Raw genomic sequence first — 16,968 nt, forward strand, 5'->3', positions numbered from 1 at the left:
ACCGGCTTTTTATTGCCTGCCGTGTGGGAAACCGGGCGGGCGGGGTGACGGGGTGAAGGCTTAGAGCTCTGCGGTGATGTCGGGTACGAAGGTCTGGCTGGCCAGGGGCGGGCGCTCATAGCCCTCGGTCTTGATGGGGGGCAGCTTGATGGGCTCGTAGTGGATAGCCTCGTAGGGCACCTTGCCGAGCAGGTGGGCGATGCAGTTGAGGCGGGCACGGCGCTTGTCGTCGGCATCGACCACGAACCAGGGGCTGTCCTCGGTATCCGTGTAGGTGAACATGTCATCCTTGGCGCGGGAGTACTCCACCCAGCGGGAACGGGACTGCAAGTCCATGGGGCTGAATTTCCAGCGCTTGATGGGGGTGTTGATGCGCTCCTTGAAGCGCTTCTCCTGCTCTTCGTCACTGACCGAGAACCAGTACTTGATGAGGGTGATGCCCGAGCGGGTCAGCATCCGCTCGAACTCGGGGCAGGCACGCAGAAACTCGCGGTATTCGGCGTCGGTGCAAAAGCCCATCACCCGCTCCACCCCGGCCCTGTTGTACCAGGAGCGATCGAACAGCACCATCTCCCCCGCCGAGGGCAGGTGGGCGGCATAGCGCTGGAAGTACCACTGGGTGCGCTCCCTGTCCGAGGGGGCGGGCAGGGCGGTGACCCGGCAGACCCGGGGGTTGAGGGGCTCGGTGATCGCCTTGATGACGCCCCCCTTGCCGGCGGCATCGCGCCCCTCGAACAGCACCACCACCTTTAGCCCCTCCTGCTTGACCCACTCCTGCAGCTTGACCAGCTCCTCCTGCAGGTGGGTGAGATGGTGTTCATAGGTCTTCTTGTCCAGGCGCGGGCGTTTCTTGCTCTTTTCCTTCGGCATGATCTTCTCCTGTTTGAGTCCTTTCTGTGCGTCACCCCAGCTTGCACCAGGGAGGCGCCACTGCCAAGGTCGGCGTGTTACACTGCCGCCCCATCGCTGCCAGCAACACAGAAGAAAACATGAGGTAATTTATGGCGATTGATACTGCCGTCTCATCATCAGCAGCTGGCAACAGAAAAAACATGAAGCCATGTATGGCGATTTATACTGCCGCCTTATCAGCCGCTGGCAATAGCAAAAACATCAAGCCCTTTATGGCGATTTGCACTGCCGTCTCATCATCGGCAGCTGGCAACAGGAGATAACATGAAGCATTTTATGGAGATAGCGGGCCGCCGCATGGCCTATCTGGACGAGGGGCAGGGCCCTGTGCTGCTCTTTGGCCACAGCTACCTGTGGGACAGTGCCATGTGGGCACCGCAAGTCGAGGCGCTCAAGAGTAGCTATCGCTGCATAGTGCCCGAGCTCTGGGGCCACGGGGATTCCGACCCCGTGCCGGAAGGCCCTTGCTCCCTTGAGACCCTGGCCCGGCATCACCTGGCACTGCTCGATGCCCTCGACATAGAGGAGTGTGTGCTGGTGGGGCTCTCCATTGGCGGCATGTGGGGCGTGGAGCTGGTCAGGATGGCCCCGGCGCGGCTCAAGGGTGTGGTGCTGATGGACACCTTCGTTGGCTGGGAGCCCCAGATCCCCTGCGAGCGCTACCTCGGCATGCTGGCCATGATAGAGCAGCTTGGCAGTCTGCCGGCCCCCGTCATCGATCAGGTGGCGCCGCTGTTCTTTGCCCATGAGCCGGATCCCGCCCTGATGAGCGGCTTCAAGGCACGCCTCGCCAGCTGGCCAGCGGATCAGGTGGCTAGCCTGGTGGCGGTGGGGCGCAGCTTCGTGACCCGGGAGGATCGCATCGAGTGGCTCGAAGAGATGGACGTGCCGAGCCTGGTGATGACAGGCTGCGAGGACAAGGCGCGCCCTGTGCTGGAGGGCTATCTGATGGCCGAGGCACTGGCCTGCCCCTTCAAGGAGATCCCGGCCGCGGGCCACATCTCGACCCTGGAGAACCCCGAGTTCGTCAACCGGACCCTGGCCGAGTTTCTGGCGACCCTGTGATGGCCCCTTGCCGCGCGCCAGTCACATCAAACAAGAAGGGAGCCCATGGCTCCCTTCTTGTTTGATGGTGGCCGGGTTACCAGATGTAACCCACAGCGAAGCCGGCGTAGAGCTCCCCCTTGTGCTGGACTATGGGGCTGTCCGCGATGTCGTCGTCGTAGAGCTCGTAGTTGGCGGCAAACATGCCGATCCAGTGTGGGCTGAAACGGTAGCTGGTGATGATGGCCGCCATGGGTGAGAGGGTGGTGCCCGTGTCCCACTCTGGGCGCAGCCCCGTGGCCTCGCCCCCCGAGACGCCGCCAAAGTAGTAGTTCGCCATCTTGTCGCTGCGGATCATCATCCCCATGCCGGGCATGATGAGCAGCCTGTCCCGCAATATGGGGAAGTCGGCCCACAGCAGCAGCTCCTGGCCGTTGCTGCGCCCGGTCACGTCCGTGCTGAGGCGGGTGCTGAGCAGGGCATAGGGGGTGATGAGGCTGGCGCCTATGCCCCCTTCCAGCTCCCACTTGCGCTCCTCCATGCCGGCCAGCTCGGGGGCATCGTCGGGATCCAGGTTGCCAAAGCGCATCCTGCCGTAACCGTAGGCGGCGAAACTGTCATCCTTGTGAAAGTAGTAACGGGCCCTGTCCCCGAGGAACATGAACTGCTCGCCGAAGTAGATGAAGCCGGGTACGGCAAGGGCTGTGTCATCCTGGCCCTGATAGCGGGCATCGCCACCGATGACGGCGCCACCCAGCACCAGTCCCTTGGGCACCGGGCTGGTGGGGCTGTCCTGCACGAAGATATCGAGGGAGCCGAGATCGACCTCGGCCCGGGCCGGGGTCGCGAACAGCAGGGTCAGGAGCGCGCCAAGCGCGGCGCTGTGCAGGGGGCGAACAGGGGACATGGACTGATCCTTCAGAGTCGGGGCTGGCAGAGCATACTGCCGATGGCCTTGTCAGTGAAGCCTGTTTTTATTTGAAATTCAAGTCGATAGCGTCGTTGTGCTGCAGCTGGATTCAGGCGGGAACCGAGTCCGTGGTCGATGAGTTCGCGGTAATAAAAAAGAGAGGCGAAAGCCTCTCTTCTCATCAGGGGGTAGGGCGGGGCGTCTCGTCCCGCTTGGGCCAGGCGTTGAGCACAGCTTTCACCAGGGTCGCCAGGGGAATGGCGAAGAAGACTCCCCAGAATCCCCAGAGCCCGCCAAACACCAGCACGGCGATGATGATGGCCACAGGGTGCAGGTTGACCGCCTCGGAGAAGAGCAGGGGCACCAGCAGGTTGCCGTCCAGCGCCTGAATGACCAGATAGGCCACCATCAGCCAGGCGAAGTCCGGGGTCAGCCCCCACTGGAACAGGGCCACCATGGCGACGGGCACAGTCACCGCCACCGCCCCTATGTAGGGGATGAGCACGGAGAAGCCGACCGCCACCGCCAGCAGCACCGAGTAGCGCAGCCCCATCAGGGCGAAGGGGATGTAGGTCGCCACCCCGACGATGAGGATCTCGATCACCTTGCCGCGGATGTAGTTGATGATCTGATCGTTCATCTCCACCCAGACCCGGTTGACCAGGGTGCGATTGCGGGGCAGGAAGCGGCGCAGGCCGCCCATCAGCACCTGCTTGTCCTTGAGCATGAAGAACACCATCAGGGGTACCAGGATGGCGTAGATGAGGATGGCCACCACGTTGATGAGGGAGCTGAGGGAAGCGCTCACCAGCTGCTCCCCCCCGGCCAGAATGCGCTGGCGAATGTTGTCTATGATGGTTTCGACCAGGCTGACGTCGACTATCTCGGGGTATTTTTCCGGCAGGGTGCGCACCGCGTCCTGGGCATGGGCCAGCATGGAGGGCGCCTCCTTGGCGAGGTTGACCCCCTGGCTCACCAGTGTGGGGATGAGCCCCAGCAGCATCATGGTGGTCACAGAGAGAAACAGCAGCAGCACCAGGCTGGTGGCCAGGGGGCGGGAGAGCCCGGTGCGTTGCAGGCGGCTGACCGGCCACTCCAGCAGATAGGCCATCACCACGGCCACCAGCAGGGGGGCCAGCAGATCGCCGAACAGCCAGAGCACGGCGAAGCAGAACACCAGCAGCAGGAACAGGGCAACGGCATCGGGGTCGGAAAAACGGGTCTGATACCAGCGCTTCAATACATCTAACATCGAGGCTTCCTTGGTGTTTACCGTGTTATCAAGATGGAAAGGTGCAGCCCGGGGCCTGGCGACATCATGATGGCCGGCTCCCGACCACGAGCAGCAGGGAGAGGCGGGCGGCGGACTCCTCCAGGGGACGGACGCTGTGGCCCAGGCGTTGCAGGTAGGCCGGAATGTCCTGCCGGGAGCCGGCATCCCCCAGTATGAGGTGCAGGGATTGGCCGGGTCTTGCCTGGCGCAACCAGAGCTTGAGCCGGATCAGCGGCTCGGGACAACGCCAGGGTGTCAGGTCGAGCTGTTCCATGAGGATTCCATCGCGTGCGTGGTGGTCATTATGGCCGTGATACCAGTATGAAACAACGCTTGTGGGCCTTGATGGGCAAGGGTATTCTGCCCGAGCCCCTTCTGATGGAGATAGAAACACTGTGGCCCGTTTTTCCCCCTTGATGGCATCGCTTCCCCTGCTGATATCCCTGATGAGCGCGACCTTTCAGGCTCAGGCGAACAACCAGCTGCCCGACATCGGCACCGCCGGGGTTGCCGCCCTGCCCATCGAGCAGGAAGTGCGCTATGGCAATGCCTTCATGCGGTTTGCCCGGGCGGGTTTGCCCATCATCGATGATCCCGTGCTGAGCGAATACATCGACGATCTGGGTCAGCGACTGCTCACCAATGCCGACGGGGTGCGTTTCCCCTTTACCTTCTTCCTCATCAATGATCCCAGCATCAACGCGGCCGCCTTCCTCGGCGGGCGGGTCAAGGTGCACACCGGCCTCTTCCTCTACGCCGACAACGAGAGCGAGCTGGCCTCGGTGCTGGCTCACGAAATCACCCACGTGACCCAGCGCCACATAGCCCGTTACATGGAGGCGCAGGCGAGCAGCTCGGCCATGACCCTGGCCGGTCTGGTGGGCTCCATTGCGCTGGCGGTGATCAACCCCACCGCAGGTATAGCCGCGCTGCAGACTACGCTGGGGCTCTCCATGCAGTCGGCCATCAACTATACCCGGGACAACGAGTACGAAGCTGACCGCATCGGCATGAAGACGCTCTATGACGCCGGTTTCGATCCCATGGGCATGGCCAGCTTCTTCCAGAAACTGGCGGCGGAGTACCGTTACGCCAGCAAGCCGCCCGAGATGCTGCTGACTCACCCCCTGCCGGAGACCCGGATCAGCGAAGCCCGCGCCCGCGCCAACAGCTATGGCCGCCGCGCCTTGCCCCCCAGCCTCGATTTCTGGCTGGCCAAGGTGCGCATCCAGGTGCGCTACGGCACCGAGAGCCCCCAGGCGCTGCTCACCTACTTCGACAGCCGCCTGCAGAAGGGGGACTACCCCCTCAAAGACGCCGCTACCTATGGCAAGGCGCTGGCCCTGTTGCAGCTCAAGCGCACCGACGAGGCCGATACCCTGATGCAGAGTCTGGCCGCCCGCCATCCGGAAGATCTCTTCGTGGTGGATGCCTTGACCGACATCGATCTCGCCAAGGGGCGCAGCGCCCAGGCCATCGCCCGGCTGGAGCGCTTCCGCACCCGGATGCCGGACAACGAGGTGGTGGTGGTCAACCTCGGCAACGCCTATCTGGAGGCGGGCAACTACAAGAAGTCCATCGCCATCCTGGATCCTTATGCCCGGGAGCACGACGAGAACAGCCTGGCCTGGAGCCTGCTGTCGGATGCCTATCGCAAGGCGGGAAGGATGACGGACTTGCACATGGCGCGGGCGGAGACCCTCTCCCTGCGCGGTGATTACCAGGCGGCCATCGACGAGCTGATCGTGGCCCGTGGCACCACTAGCGACAAGCTGACCCTGGCCCGCATAGAGGCGCGTATCACCCAGCTGGAGCGGGCGAAGAAGGATCTCGATAGCCTCAAGGGCTAACGACACCGGGCATTTGCCAATATAACAAGGGCGCACCACGGTGCGCCCTTGTTGTTTATGGTGTTGATGTCGGAGCGCGCCGCGCTAGTGACTCAGGCTGCTGGCGGCCGCTCTGAGCATCTCGATCTGCTGCTGGTCGAGCTCGCCGACCAGTGTCTGCTTGAGTTTGCCCTCACTATCGAGCAGATAGCTGGTGGGCAGGGCGCCCGGGCGCGGGAAGGGGAGGCTGGCATCCGCATTGGCGATCAGCAGCGGCACCTTGATCTCGTATCGGGTTGCCAGCTGGCCCAGCTCTGCCGGGGTGGTCGGATCGTAGTTGATGGCCACCACGGCGATCTGGCCCTCCGCCGCCAGCGCGTTGAGGCGTGGCATCTCCCGCAGGCAGGGGGCGCACCAGGGGGCGAAGTAGTTGACCAGCAGCGGCTTGCCCGTCAGGGCGCTCAGGCTGAGGTTTTTGCCCGTCCCGTCGGTGAACTGGGGGGCTGGCGTGCAGGCGCCCAGCAGGGCGGCCACAATCAGCCAACATATTCGTTTCATTTCCACAGCCCTCCCGCTTACCCTGCCCATCCGTTTCCCCTACAATAGCGCCATTTGTTGTCCCATCTTGCAATATCAGGGAGTTACCATGAGCGAGACCCAAATCTATCACAACCCGCGCTGCTCCAAGAGCCGTGAAACCCTGGCCTTGCTGGAACAGCACGGGATAGCCCCTGAGGTGGTGCTCTATCTGGAACAGGCGCCGAGCGAGGATGATATCCGCACCCTGCTGACCCAGCTGGGCTTTGCCGATCCGCGCCAGCTGATGCGCACCAGGGAAGATCTCTACAAGGAGCTGGGGCTGGCTGATGTGAACGGCGATGCCCTCATTCGTGCCATGCACCAGCACCCCAAGCTCATCGAGCGCCCCATCGTCATCAAGAATGGCCAGGCCCGCATCGGCCGCCCCCCCGAGCTGGTGCTGGAGATCCTCAAGTGAGCACCCGCTTCGCCCGTCTGCTGACTCTGGTCGGCTTCTTTGGCCTGCTGGCCTGGGTCATCCTCTGGCATCTGTGGCTCTCGCCCCACCCGGATCTCAACCCCTGGTTGCTGCCGGTGATCTGGACTGTGCCGTTGCTGTTCCCCCTGAAGGGCATAGTGCAGGGCAACCCCTACACCCATGCCTGGGGCAACTTCGTGCTGATGCCCTACTTCCTCCACGCCCTGACGCTCATCACCACGGATGAAGGGGAGCGGTGGCTGGCGGTGGTGGAGCTGGTGTTCACTACCCTGGCCTTCGTCGGCACCATCTATTACGCCCGCCAGCGCGGCCGTGAGCTTGGCCTCAGCATCCGCAAGAAAAAGGATGAAGTGCAGTAATACCTCCCTCTCAACGCCCCGCTCGGGGCGTTTTTCATTGTCCTGATCCCGCCTCGTCCTGGCCTGCGCGGTAGTGGGTGAGTTGCCCCTCACTAAAGCGCATCACCTCGGGATAGAAGCGCAGAAACCCCAGCTCACAGTCGCGCCAGCGGCCCTCATCCAGGGTATGGAGCGCCTCCCCCAGCAGCAGGGGACGACGCAGGCGCCGGCCTATGCCGTTGAGGGCCTGACCCAGCCCCTCCCGGCGTCCGTAGGAGGCGATCCAGTCCTGCTCGGCCATCCGCTTGAGGGCCATGGGCAGCCCCTCCGGTAGGCGGGCGTGATCCGCCAGCAGCTGGCCATAGCTCTGCTGCAGGAAGCGGGGCAGGGGATCCGGACTGAATTGCTGCCAGTGGTGGCTCAGCCAGTGGTCGTAGAGCATGTCCACCAGGATGCCGCCAAAGCGGCGCCAGGGTGCCTCGAAGCAGGCGACCGCCGCCCTGTGCTCGGGGTGGGCATCGGTGAAGGCATCTATCTTGCGGTGCAGCCAGATCCCCTCATCGAAATGGGCCGCGAGGCCCGTGGGCAGGGGCCCCTTGACGAAGTCCCCCAGCAGGTTGCCGGTGAGTGAGCTTCGGGTGTGGGCCGCCAGATGGAGGTGCGCCAGGTAATTCATGGGATCAGGGTCGTTGGCAGGTCGATGACAAGGTGTTCAGAGCCTAGAGGATCCTGGTTCTGTTGGCCATGGTCAGAATTTTGCGATGGCCCTGCAAGCCCCTCTTGCAGGGCAAATTTGGGGCGTGCTAAGGTGGCTTTCATCTTTGTCACAGGACGCGACAAACCATCATGATGCGCAAAGCCAGAGGCTTTTTTCTGGCCTTCTACTTCAAGCCTTTCTACCTCTCCGAGTGGTTCGACGAATAGATCGAGGCCCCGGAGCAGCTTATTGACGCCCACCAATCATTGATACCCGTCGATCATTGATATCTGTCGATCATTGATATCTGTCGATCATTGATACCCATGGGGGCGTGATCTCGCTCATCCGCGTTTTGCCGTTTGTTGGCCATCGCTTGCCCAGGCTTGCGATGCCTTGACCGCGCCTGTGCGCTTTCTATGTAATGGAGTACTCATGATGAATACCAAACTGACCCTGTCAGCCCTGTTTGCTGCCTGCCTGCTCACCACCCCCGTCATGGCCAAGGAGTGGAAAACCGTGCGCTTCGGTGTGGAGGGCGCCTATCCTCCCTTCTCCTGGACCGATGCGTCGGGGGAGATCAAGGGCTTTGACATCGATCTCGCCAATGCCCTGTGCCAGCAGATGGCCGTCAAGTGCGAGCTGGTGGCGCAGGATTGGGACGGCATGATCCCGGCCCTGTTGTCGCGCAAATACGACGGGATCATCGCCGCCATGTCGATCACCGACGAGCGGCGCAAGAAGGTGGATTTCACCGCGAAATATGCCCATATCCCCAACCGCTTCGTGGCGGCCAAGGGCACGACGCTGGAGCTGACCCCGGCGGGGATGGCAGGCAAGCGCATAGGTGTGCAGCGCGCCACCACCCACGACAAGTACCTGACGGATAACTTTGGCTCCGACGTCACCATAGTGCGTTACGGCAATGCCGATGAGGCCTACCTCGATCTGAAGGCGGGCCGGGTGCTGGCCTTGCTGGCCGACGCCTCGGCCATCGATCAGGGGCTGCTCAGCAAGGCGGGCGGGGACAAGTTCGAGTATGTGGGGCCGGCCCTGACCGATCGCCAGTGGTTTGGTGACGGCATGGGAATTGCGGTACGCAAGGGCGATCAGGATCTCAAGGCCAAGCTGGATGAGGCGATCAAGGCCCTGCGGGCCAATGGCAAGTATCAGGAGATCAACCAGAAGTACTTCAAGTACGATATTTATGGTGGTTGATGGGGGGGAGGGAGCTTGCTCCCTCTCTTTTTTCGCAGCAAGCGGTGATGAAACAAGGAGATGCCCATGTTGACCCTGATCGAGGGTGCGGAAATTCATAGCCCGGCCCCGCTCGGCCAGCAGGATCTGCTGGTGGCCGACGGCCGCATCGCCTGGCTGGGCAAGGGGCTGACAGTCCCCCCTGACTGGCCGCTGGTGCGCGTCGACGGCCGTGGCCGCTATCTGGTGCCCGGGTTGGTGGATCCCCTGGCCCACATCACCGGCGGCGGTGGGGAGGGCGGCTTTGCCTTTCGCACCCCTGAACTCGGGGCGGGGGAGGCCCTGGCGGCGGGTGTCACCACCCTGGTGGCGGCGCTCGGCACCGACAGCCTGACCCGCACCCCGGCCCAGGTGCTCGGCAAGGTGCGCGAGTTTCGCGCCGCCGGGGTGAGCGCTTACATGTATACCGGCTCCTATCACCTGCCGGTCAAGACCCTCACCGGCAGGGTGGAGTCGGACATCATGCTGATCCCCGAGGTGCTGGGGGTGGGGGAGCTGGCCATCAGCGATCACAGATCCAGTGCGCCGACTCGGGATGAGCTGGCACGGCTGGTGAGCGAGGCGCGGGTGGCCGGGCTGCTCGCGGGCAAGAGCGGGGTCAGCTTCTTCCACATCGGGGATGGCCGCGGGGCCCTGGCCCCCCTGCGGGCCCTGCGTGATGGCACCGACATTCCCCTGCGCCAGCTCTATCCCACCCACTGCAACCGCAACCCCTGGCTCTTTGCCGAGGCCATCGACTGGGGCAGGGCGGGGGGCTGGATCGATCTCACCACCTCGAGCTTCCCCGAGCTGCTGGACGATGGCGAGCAACTGGCGGCAGAGGCGCTGGTGGTGCTGCTGGCGGCCGGTGTGCCTGCCGATCGCATCAGCTTCAGCTCGGATGCCAACGCCAGCCTGCCGCGATTTGACGGCGAGGGGCGCCTTGTGGAGATGCGCTGCGGCCAGATTGCCAGCCTGTGGCAGGAGTGCGTTCGTGCCTGCGCCCTCGGGGTGTCGCTCGAGGTCGCCCTGGGGGTGGTCACGGCCAATCCGGCGCGAGCCCTGGGGTTGGCTGGCAAGGGGGTGATAGGGGTGGGGCAGGATGCGGATCTGCTGCTGATAGCGCCGGAGCACCTCGCCATCGAGAGAGTGATGAGCGGTGGCCAGTGGCGAACCTAGAGATGGTGCGCCCCTGAACCAACAAAAAGCCCGGTACTGCTGCCGGGCTTTTTTCCGCCTGAGTGGTTTATCCAGGCTCAGATAGCGAGGAAGCCCAGGATCAGGATGGGGCCGAGCAGGCTCAGGATAAAGCCCGAGACGATGGCCACCGGCACCACCTGGATGCCGCCGGATTTCTGGATGACCGGCAGGGTGAAGTCGAGCGCGGTGGCGCCGCCATAGCCGATGGCGGCGGAGGGGTGGCGACGCATCAGCACCGGAATGATGAGGATGGCGATGAGCTCGCGTCCCAGATCGTTGATGAAGGCGGCGGAGCCGAGCACGGGCCCCAGCTTGTCGGCCACCAGTATGCCCGACAGCGAATACCAGCCGAAGCTGGAGGCGAGCGCCAGGGCGTGGCTAGAGGGCATCCCCAGCAACTGGGCCGCCAGCAGGCTGCCGAGCCAGCTGCTGAGGATGACGGTGGCGGCTATCTTCATGCCCCAGGGGTTGAGCAGGATCTGGCGCAGCCGCATGCCGGAGTTGCGCATCTGGATGCCGATGAGCAGCAGCAACAGCATCAGGGCCCACTCGCTCCACTTGTCGATGGGCAGGGCGCGCAAGTCCACCAGCAGCCCCAGCAGCACGCCGCCGAGCACCACGAAGCAGAGCTGGAGGGACTCCCACAACAGATGCAGCTTGCTCGGCATCTTGGCGTCGCTCGCCTCATGGGTGGGGGGGCTGCGTCTGTCCAGCCACCAGAGTGCCAGCAGGTTGCAGGCGGTGATGGCGGCCAGCATTACCCCGGCTACCTTGAAGATCACCGCCAGGTTGCTGCCGAGGTTCTCCACATAGGCCAGCCCCAGCCCCATCAGGAACAGGATGAGATAGACCATCTTGCCCAGCGACTGATTGATCAGCTTGATGAGCCGGGTGGAGGAGAGGGGGACAAGATAGCCAATCACCAGCGGCAGCAGGATCAGCAACACATTCAGCAACATTGGGGCCTCGGTCACAAAACTGGGAAAACGACACATTACCACTACTTATTGGCCAAGAGTCATAAATCCATGAGTTTGTATGCTTCATTCGACCCTTTTTTTATCGGTTTGTTACTTTTGCATGGCGAGGCCGCCTTCCCAGAGCCCTCTGGTCTCGGGTCGTCATCGTCAATAAAATCAATTCCATTTCGAAAAAAGTGCGTTTTGTTCGGCCGAGGCGGGGTGAATAAAGTGACTCTGAATGGCTTCTGACTGAAATGGCTGAATCTTCTTGCTACTGGTGCGTTCCGGGTATAAAAAGGCGGTATCTCAGAGATGGCGCAAAGCGGATTTTATGCAGACAAAGTGCTGAAAAATACCGCCAAGGCCAATAAAAATACAGATAAACCACTAAATACCTCGGTTCTGTATTGTTTTTTAACTACCTGAATGATATTTTCGCTGAAGGTTGCCATCGGTTAACTTTTTGTTAAATCTGCGATGGTGGAGTCACGCCGTAGCGGCGTCTAGGGACAGACAAGGTTGTAATGGATGAGCGACGTTGCCGCACTGGAAGTTCGTGAACTGCACAAGTATTTTGGCACCCACGAAGTGCTCAAGGGCATCGATATGACGGCCCGCAAGGGGGATGTTATCTCCCTGATCGGCTCCTCGGGTTCGGGGAAGTCGACCTTTCTACGCTGTATCAATCTGCTGGAAACCCCCTCTTCCGGCACGGTCTCACTCCATGGCGAGCTGATCCGCATGAAGAGCAATCGGGCCGGTGAACGCCAGCCCGAGGACATGCGTCAGGTGGAGCGCATTCGCAGCCGTCTGGCCATGGTGTTTCAAAGCTTCAACCTCTGGTCGCACATGACCATAATGCAGAACATCATCGAAGTTCCCATCCAGGTGCTCAAGGTGCCCCGTGCCGAGGCCATCGCCAAGGCGGAGCAACTGCTCAACCGGGTGGGCCTGTGGGAGCGGCGCGACTACTACCCCGGTCACCTCTCCGGCGGCCAGCAGCAGCGGGCCGCCATCGCCCGTGCTCTCGCGGTCGAGCCCGAGGTTATGCTGTTCGACGAGCCCACCTCGGCGCTCGATCCCGAGCTGGTGGGCGAGGTACTCGGCCTGATGCGTGAGCTGGCCGAAGAGGGGCGCACCATGCTGGTGGTCACCCACGAGATGTCGTTCGCCCGTGACGTCTCCAACAAGGTGATGTTCCTGCACCAGGGGCGGGTGGAGGAGGAGGGCAACCCCAAGGAGATCTTCGCTCATCCCAAGTCGGAGCGATTCAAACAATTCATCTCTTCCATCTATTGATGGGGGAGCGGTATTTTCAATATTCTGCGTTTTCAACGATCGACGTGTTTATCAAGGAGAGATACATGAACAAGCTGATGCTGGCGACTGCCGTGATGACGGCCCTGTGTTCCGGTAGCCTGATGGCCAAGGAGTGGAAAGAGGTACGGATCGGGGTTGAGGGTGCTTACCCTCCCTTCTCCTGGACCGAGCCGAGCGGCGAGGTGAAAGGCTTTGATATCGACATCGCCAACGCCCTGTGTGAAGAGATGAAGGTGAAGTGCACCCTGGTCAAGCAGGACTGGGATGGCATCATTCCGGCGCTGCTGTCACGCAAGTATGACGCCATCATCGCCACCATGGACATCACCGAAGAGCGCAAGAAGAAGGTGGACTTCACCCAGAAGTACCAGCACATTCCGGCCCGCTTCGCCGCCAAGAAAGGCACCGAGGTGCAGCTCGACAAGGCCTTCATGGATGGCAAGACCATTGCCGTGCAGCGCGCCACCTCCATGGACACCTACATCACCGACAACTTCCCCAACGCTACCATCAAGCGCTACGGCACCGCAGACGAAGCCTATCTCGATCTGAAATCCGGCCGGGTTGACTATGTGATGGCCGACTCCGCCGCCATCAGCGACGGTCTGCTGAAGAAAGAGGGTGGCGATGCCTTCGAATTCGTCGGCCCGAAACTGACCGATCCCAAGTGGTTTGGCGAGGGTGCCGGCATAGCGGTACGCAAGGCTGACAAGGATCTGAAAGAGAAATTCAATGCCGCCATCCTGGCCCTGCGCGCCAACGGCAAGTACAAGGAAATCAACGACAAGTACTTCGACTTCGACGTTTACGGCGAGTAACCCCCAGGCGCGCTACCCCGGGTAGCCGCCGAAGGGATTGCGGCGAATCATCACGACAGGTTGACCCTAGTCTGTAGTCATCGGGCCCGTTGTCTCTCGCAAGGGAGCGATGGGCCCGCTTAGTTGCAATGGAGCTGCATGTGTTTGGTTTGAAAGGATATTGGGACGGGCAAGCCCGCTCAATGCGTTGCAATGGAGCCGCATATGTTTGATTTGAAAGGATACGAAGCCTCCCTGCTGGAGGGGGCCTGGGTCACCCTGGAGGTGGCACTGGCCTCCCTGCTGCTGGCGCTGGTGCTCGGCATGCTGGGGGCGCTCGCCAAGCTCTCCCCCTACAAGTGGGCGCGCGGCATCGCGACCGCCTACACCACCGTCATTCGCGGCATCCCTGATCTGGTGCTGATGATGCTGCTGTTCTTCGGCGGCCAGGTGCTGATCAACGGGATCTGTACCTGGGTCAACGAGGCCTACAACAACTACCTGCTGGAGAGCAATCCGAACCAGGAGTGGGTCTCCCTGCTGCCGGATTACATCGACATCAGCCCCTTTGCGGCCGGGGTCGCCACCATAGGCTTCATCTTCGGCGCCTACATGACCGAGACCTTCCGCGGCGCCATCCTGGCGGTGGACAAGGGAGAGCTGGAAGCCGCTCGCGCCTTTGGCATGCGGGCGACCCAGGTGTTTGTACGGATCCTCTTCCCCCAGATGATGCGCCACGCCCTGCCGGGCTTTGGCAACAACTGGCTGGTACTGCTGAAAACCACGGCCCTGGTCTCCATCATCGGGCTCGATGACATGGTGCGAAAGGCGTCCCTGGCGGCGGGCTCGACCCAGCAACCCTTTACCTTCTACATGGCGGTGGCGTTGATCTTCCTGATCTTCACTGCGGTCTCGACCTCGGCGCTCAAGTGGGCCGAGCGTCACTACGCCATCAAGACGAGGTAAGCCATGCCGTATTCAATGCAGTCATTCGTTTACTGTGATAGTCGCGGTGTCAGTGCCGAGCGTATCTACATCACGATCAAGACGAGGTAAGCCATGGATTTCTCCATCATTCTCAAGGAGTGGCCCACCTACTGGGAGGGCTTCTACACCACCATCTGGCTGGTGGCGGCCTCCCTCATGCTCGGCCTCATGCTGGCGGTGCCCATGGGCATTTTGCGCAACAGCCGCAACTGGCTGATCAAGGGGCCGATCTGGGCTTATATCTACTTCTTCCGCGGCACCCCGCTGCTGGTGCAGCTGTTCATCATCTACTACGGCGCCGCCCAGTGGGAGTGGCTCAAGAACGGCCCCGCCTGGGTGCTCTTCTCCGAGGCCTGGTTCTGCGCCCTGCTGGCGTTCACCCTCAACACCGGCGCCTACACCGCCGAGATAGTGCGCGGCGCCGTGCTGAACATGCCAAAGGGGCAGATTGAGGCGGCCAATGCCTTTGGCATGAGCCGCTGGCAGACCCTCACCCGCATCATCTTGCCCAACTCGTTTCGCCGTGCGCTGCCCGCCTACAGCAACGAAGTGATCTTCATGCTGCAGGGCTCGGCGGTGGCGGGCATCATCACCATAGTCGACCTGACAGGTGCGGCGCGGATCATCAACTCCCGCTACTACAGCCCGTTCGAGGCCTTCCTGACCGCAGGCCTGCTCTACATGCTGCTCACCTTTGCCATCGTCTGGCTGTTCAAGAAATGGGAGGCCCGCTGGCACGCCCACCTGCGCCCCCGCAGCGTATGACAAAAATGAAGAAGCCCGCAGCTGCGGGCTTTTTTTATGGCGCCGGCCTCTGCAGGCTCAGCGTCCCAGATATTCCCTGTCGAAGAAGGTGTTGACCCAGTGGGGTCGGTAGACGGCGAGCAGTGTCATGGCCATGCCGTTGAGCAGGGCCTCGGGGAAGAGCAGCAGCGGCCAGATGGAGAGGTAGTCGGCACTGATGGTGTGCCAGGGGTAGGCGCCGCTCATCCCCATCAGCAGGGCGCTGGCGAGGATCTTGGCCGAGATGCTCAGCGCCCCCCCAAGAAAGGCGGCCACGAACAGGTAGACGAAGAGGTGGCGGGGCAACCAGGCCCAGCTTGCCAGAAACAGCAGCCAGCTGGTGGCCACCGGCAGCGCGACACCGATGAGCGCCTGCCAGCCGAACTCCGCCAGCTCGGTGACACCAAAGGCCCCGAGGATCAGCAGGGTGAGGCAGGGGGCCAGCAGGGCGAGGCGCCAGCCCAGCAGCAGGGTCAGGCTGGTGAGGCCGAGAAAGTGGATCTCCAGCCCCTCGTGGAGGCCTGCCCGCAAGGTCCAGAGCGGCACCAGGACGATGGCGCTCCCCAGGCAGAGGTGCTGATAGAGGGGGTTGGCGTGGAGGGTGCGCAGCAGGGAGGCGTTCAGGCTGAAGGCGAGCAGCACCAGCCAGAGCAGGAGGGCGGCGACTTGTCCTTCACTCATGACATGTTCCCTCGGATGTCACTGCCCGGTGATGAGCCCGGGCGCTGGCGGCGCAATGAAAAGAGGCCGCCCAATCCCGGGCGGCCTCCAGTCTCAATACTTCACGTTGGGGTGGTACTTGCCGAGGATGGCCTGGACCCTGTCCATGGTCTCCTTGCTGGGGGGCTTGATCCCGGTCAGATCGTAAGTGTCTCCCAGCACATCCCACTTGTGCTTGCCCAGTTCGTGGTAGGGCAGCAGCTCCACCTTCTCGACGCACTCCCCCAGCTCTGCGATGAACTGGCCGAGCCCCTCGGCGCTCTCGTCATCGTCGGACCAGGTGGGCACCACCACGTAGCGGATCCACATGGTCTGGCCGCGGGACGCCAGGTAGCGGGCAAACTCCAGGGTGTACTTGTTGCTGACATGGGTGAGGGGGATGTGCTTCTCGTCGTTGATCTGCTTGATGTCGAGCAGCACCAGATCGGTGTTGTCGAGCACCCGATCGAGCAGCTCGTCGTAGTGACGCACGAAGCCGTTGGTATCCAGGCAGGTGTGGATCCCTTGCGCCTGGCAGGCGGCAAACAGCTCGGCGATGAACTCTTGCTGCAGCATGGCTTCCCCACCGGAGGCGGTGACGCCGCCGCCGGAGGCATTCATGAAGTGGCGGTAGCTGGTGAGATCCTGCATCAACTCGGGCACAGTGACCTCGCGGCCGCCCTGGGTGTCCCAGGTGTCCCGGTTGTGGCAATACTTGCAGCGCATCAGGCAGCCCTGCATGAATACGATGAAGCGGATGCCGGGGCCGTCGACTGTGCCGCAGGTCTCGACGGAATGGATCCGGCCAATGATGTCGGGATTGCTGGTGTCGCTAACGGTGGCGGCAGGGATCCGCTGAGTGCCCTGATCGGCAGGGCCGCTGGTTTCAACGGCAGGGATCCGGTTAATGACTGACATAGACGACTCCAATTGTTCGGACAGGGTTCGAGCGGTCGTTATTTT

Annotated in this window: 20 protein-coding genes; 11 read left to right on the forward strand and 9 right to left on the reverse strand. The window is 62.3% G+C overall.

The window, feature by feature from the left end; translation table 11 throughout:
- Nucleotides 1-60: 60 nt before the first annotated feature.
- Nucleotides 61-870 carry a polyphosphate kinase 2 gene (ppk2, locus tag G4923_RS00370; RefSeq protein WP_139750749.1) on the reverse strand — a complete coding sequence of 270 codons (810 nt, stop codon included), beginning with the start codon at nucleotides 868-870 and terminating at the stop codon, nucleotides 61-63.
- A gap of 131 nt (nucleotides 871-1,001) precedes the next feature.
- Here ppk2 and G4923_RS00375 point away from each other — a divergent pair, with 131 nt between their 5' ends.
- Together G4923_RS00375 and G4923_RS00380 are read left to right on the forward strand one after the other, a co-directional pair.
- Nucleotides 1,002-1,175 (forward strand): hypothetical protein, encoded by a 174-nt coding sequence (locus tag G4923_RS00375; protein ID WP_162627365.1) that lies wholly within the window; start codon nucleotides 1,002-1,004, stop codon nucleotides 1,173-1,175.
- Nucleotide 1,176: 1 nt separating this feature from the next.
- Entirely contained in the window at nucleotides 1,177-1,977 is an 801-nt protein-coding gene (locus G4923_RS00380) for an alpha/beta fold hydrolase (protein WP_106887272.1), read from the forward strand.
- A gap of 76 nt (nucleotides 1,978-2,053) precedes the next feature.
- Here G4923_RS00380 and G4923_RS00385 read toward each other — a convergent pair whose 3' ends face one another.
- The 3 genes from G4923_RS00385 to G4923_RS00395 form a co-directional block, all read right to left on the reverse strand.
- Nucleotides 2,054-2,863 carry a MipA/OmpV family protein gene (locus G4923_RS00385; RefSeq protein WP_111912772.1) on the reverse strand — a complete coding sequence of 270 codons (810 nt, stop codon included), beginning with the start codon at nucleotides 2,861-2,863 and terminating at the stop codon, nucleotides 2,054-2,056.
- A gap of 184 nt (nucleotides 2,864-3,047) precedes the next feature.
- Nucleotides 3,048-4,118, reverse strand: a complete 1,071-nt coding sequence (locus tag G4923_RS00390) for an AI-2E family transporter (RefSeq protein WP_106887270.1) — start codon at nucleotides 4,116-4,118, stop codon at nucleotides 3,048-3,050.
- Nucleotides 4,119-4,182: 64 nt separating this feature from the next.
- Nucleotides 4,183-4,413: a sulfurtransferase TusA family protein gene (locus tag G4923_RS00395; RefSeq protein ID WP_106887269.1), complete on the reverse strand. Its 231-nt coding sequence runs from the start codon at nucleotides 4,411-4,413 to the stop codon at nucleotides 4,183-4,185.
- Between the two features lie 121 nt (nucleotides 4,414-4,534).
- On the opposite strand from G4923_RS00395, the gene bepA reads away from it, so the two are divergent.
- Nucleotides 4,535-5,989 (forward strand): beta-barrel assembly-enhancing protease, encoded by a 1,455-nt coding sequence (gene bepA, locus G4923_RS00400; protein ID WP_353852474.1) that lies wholly within the window; start codon nucleotides 4,535-4,537, stop codon nucleotides 5,987-5,989.
- Nucleotides 5,990-6,073: 84 nt separating this feature from the next.
- Here the strand turns inward: bepA and G4923_RS00405 are convergent, their stop codons facing one another.
- On the reverse strand, nucleotides 6,074-6,556 hold the full coding sequence (locus G4923_RS00405) for a TlpA family protein disulfide reductase (RefSeq protein ID WP_111912776.1): 483 nt from the start codon (nucleotides 6,554-6,556) through the stop codon (nucleotides 6,074-6,076).
- Between the two features lie 58 nt (nucleotides 6,557-6,614).
- Here G4923_RS00405 and arsC point away from each other — a divergent pair, with 58 nt between their 5' ends.
- Entirely contained in the window at nucleotides 6,615-6,965 is a 351-nt protein-coding gene (arsC, locus tag G4923_RS00410; protein WP_111912778.1) for an arsenate reductase (glutaredoxin), read from the forward strand.
- Nucleotides 6,962-7,345 (forward strand): DUF2069 domain-containing protein, encoded by a 384-nt coding sequence (locus G4923_RS00415; RefSeq protein WP_111912780.1) that lies wholly within the window; start codon nucleotides 6,962-6,964, stop codon nucleotides 7,343-7,345. Before arsC ends, G4923_RS00415 begins: the two co-directional genes overlap by 4 nt.
- A gap of 34 nt (nucleotides 7,346-7,379) precedes the next feature.
- Here G4923_RS00415 and G4923_RS00420 read toward each other — a convergent pair whose 3' ends face one another.
- Nucleotides 7,380-8,000, reverse strand: coding sequence for an acyl carrier protein phosphodiesterase (locus tag G4923_RS00420; protein ID WP_111912782.1), 621 nt, complete (start codon nucleotides 7,998-8,000; stop codon nucleotides 7,380-7,382).
- Between the two features lie 456 nt (nucleotides 8,001-8,456).
- Here G4923_RS00420 and G4923_RS00425 point away from each other — a divergent pair, with 456 nt between their 5' ends.
- Together G4923_RS00425 and iadA are read left to right on the forward strand one after the other, a co-directional pair.
- Nucleotides 8,457-9,239, forward strand: a complete 783-nt coding sequence (locus tag G4923_RS00425; protein WP_106887264.1) for an ABC transporter substrate-binding protein — start codon at nucleotides 8,457-8,459, stop codon at nucleotides 9,237-9,239.
- Between the two features lie 66 nt (nucleotides 9,240-9,305).
- Nucleotides 9,306-10,436, forward strand: coding sequence for a beta-aspartyl-peptidase (gene iadA / locus G4923_RS00430; RefSeq protein ID WP_163134888.1), 1,131 nt, complete (start codon nucleotides 9,306-9,308; stop codon nucleotides 10,434-10,436).
- A gap of 77 nt (nucleotides 10,437-10,513) precedes the next feature.
- Here the strand turns inward: iadA and G4923_RS00435 are convergent, their stop codons facing one another.
- Nucleotides 10,514-11,416, reverse strand: coding sequence for a LysO family transporter (locus tag G4923_RS00435; protein WP_106887262.1), 903 nt, complete (start codon nucleotides 11,414-11,416; stop codon nucleotides 10,514-10,516).
- Between the two features lie 531 nt (nucleotides 11,417-11,947).
- Here G4923_RS00435 and G4923_RS00440 point away from each other — a divergent pair.
- The 4 genes from G4923_RS00440 to G4923_RS00455 all read left to right on the forward strand — a co-directional run bounded on the left by G4923_RS00440 (nucleotide 11,948) and on the right by G4923_RS00455 (nucleotide 15,288).
- Nucleotides 11,948-12,718: an ABC transporter ATP-binding protein gene (locus G4923_RS00440; protein ID WP_163134890.1), complete on the forward strand. Its 771-nt coding sequence runs from the start codon at nucleotides 11,948-11,950 to the stop codon at nucleotides 12,716-12,718.
- A gap of 65 nt (nucleotides 12,719-12,783) precedes the next feature.
- On the forward strand, nucleotides 12,784-13,557 hold the full coding sequence (locus G4923_RS00445; protein ID WP_042649367.1) for an ABC transporter substrate-binding protein: 774 nt from the start codon (nucleotides 12,784-12,786) through the stop codon (nucleotides 13,555-13,557).
- Between the two features lie 204 nt (nucleotides 13,558-13,761).
- The gene (locus tag G4923_RS00450) at nucleotides 13,762-14,502 is read left to right on the forward strand and encodes an ABC transporter permease (protein WP_042649366.1); all 741 of its coding nucleotides are present in this window, start codon (nucleotides 13,762-13,764) and stop codon (nucleotides 14,500-14,502) included.
- A gap of 93 nt (nucleotides 14,503-14,595) precedes the next feature.
- Complete coding sequence (locus G4923_RS00455; protein ID WP_042649365.1) at nucleotides 14,596-15,288, forward strand: ABC transporter permease; 693 nt, start codon at nucleotides 14,596-14,598, stop codon at nucleotides 15,286-15,288.
- A gap of 57 nt (nucleotides 15,289-15,345) precedes the next feature.
- Here G4923_RS00455 and G4923_RS00460 read toward each other — a convergent pair whose 3' ends face one another.
- Both G4923_RS00460 and pflA read right to left on the reverse strand, forming a co-directional pair.
- Nucleotides 15,346-15,987 (reverse strand): energy-coupling factor ABC transporter permease, encoded by a 642-nt coding sequence (locus G4923_RS00460; RefSeq protein ID WP_163134892.1) that lies wholly within the window; start codon nucleotides 15,985-15,987, stop codon nucleotides 15,346-15,348.
- Nucleotides 15,988-16,080: 93 nt separating this feature from the next.
- A complete protein-coding gene (gene pflA / locus G4923_RS00465) occupies nucleotides 16,081-16,923 on the reverse strand; it encodes a pyruvate formate lyase 1-activating protein (RefSeq protein ID WP_082030047.1) in 843 nt (280 codons plus the stop codon).
- Nucleotides 16,924-16,968 lie beyond the last annotated feature (45 nt).

This window comes from Aeromonas rivipollensis (genome assembly GCF_010974825.1).
GTDB lineage: Bacteria > Pseudomonadota > Gammaproteobacteria > Enterobacterales > Aeromonadaceae > Aeromonas > Aeromonas rivipollensis.

Bases quoted from the DNA above. Each gene is read 5' to 3' on its own strand.
- G4923_RS00460 (WP_163134892.1), bottom strand. From the start codon at position 15,987: ATGAGTGAAGGACAAGTCGCCGCCCTCCTGCTCTGGCTGGTGCTGCTC.
- G4923_RS00450 (WP_042649366.1), top strand. From the start codon at position 13,762: ATGTTTGATTTGAAAGGATACGAAGCCTCCCTGCTGGAGGGGGCCTGG.
- G4923_RS00380 (WP_106887272.1), top strand. From the start codon at position 1,177: ATGAAGCATTTTATGGAGATAGCGGGCCGCCGCATGGCCTATCTGGAC.
- arsC (WP_111912778.1), top strand. From the start codon at position 6,615: ATGAGCGAGACCCAAATCTATCACAACCCGCGCTGCTCCAAGAGCCGT.
- iadA (WP_163134888.1), top strand. From the start codon at position 9,306: ATGTTGACCCTGATCGAGGGTGCGGAAATTCATAGCCCGGCCCCGCTC.
- G4923_RS00440 (WP_163134890.1), top strand. From the start codon at position 11,948: ATGAGCGACGTTGCCGCACTGGAAGTTCGTGAACTGCACAAGTATTTT.
- ppk2 (WP_139750749.1), bottom strand. From the start codon at position 870: ATGCCGAAGGAAAAGAGCAAGAAACGCCCGCGCCTGGACAAGAAGACC.
- G4923_RS00385 (WP_111912772.1), bottom strand. From the start codon at position 2,863: ATGTCCCCTGTTCGCCCCCTGCACAGCGCCGCGCTTGGCGCGCTCCTG.
- G4923_RS00425 (WP_106887264.1), top strand. From the start codon at position 8,457: ATGATGAATACCAAACTGACCCTGTCAGCCCTGTTTGCTGCCTGCCTG.
- G4923_RS00420 (WP_111912782.1), bottom strand. From the start codon at position 8,000: ATGAATTACCTGGCGCACCTCCATCTGGCGGCCCACACCCGAAGCTCA.
- G4923_RS00445 (WP_042649367.1), top strand. From the start codon at position 12,784: ATGAACAAGCTGATGCTGGCGACTGCCGTGATGACGGCCCTGTGTTCC.
- G4923_RS00390 (WP_106887270.1), bottom strand. From the start codon at position 4,118: ATGTTAGATGTATTGAAGCGCTGGTATCAGACCCGTTTTTCCGACCCC.
- pflA (WP_082030047.1), bottom strand. From the start codon at position 16,923: ATGTCAGTCATTAACCGGATCCCTGCCGTTGAAACCAGCGGCCCTGCC.
- G4923_RS00405 (WP_111912776.1), bottom strand. From the start codon at position 6,556: ATGGGCAGGGTAAGCGGGAGGGCTGTGGAAATGAAACGAATATGTTGG.
- G4923_RS00455 (WP_042649365.1), top strand. From the start codon at position 14,596: ATGGATTTCTCCATCATTCTCAAGGAGTGGCCCACCTACTGGGAGGGC.
- G4923_RS00375 (WP_162627365.1), top strand. From the start codon at position 1,002: ATGGCGATTGATACTGCCGTCTCATCATCAGCAGCTGGCAACAGAAAA.
- G4923_RS00435 (WP_106887262.1), bottom strand. From the start codon at position 11,416: ATGTTGCTGAATGTGTTGCTGATCCTGCTGCCGCTGGTGATTGGCTAT.
- G4923_RS00395 (WP_106887269.1), bottom strand. From the start codon at position 4,413: ATGGAACAGCTCGACCTGACACCCTGGCGTTGTCCCGAGCCGCTGATC.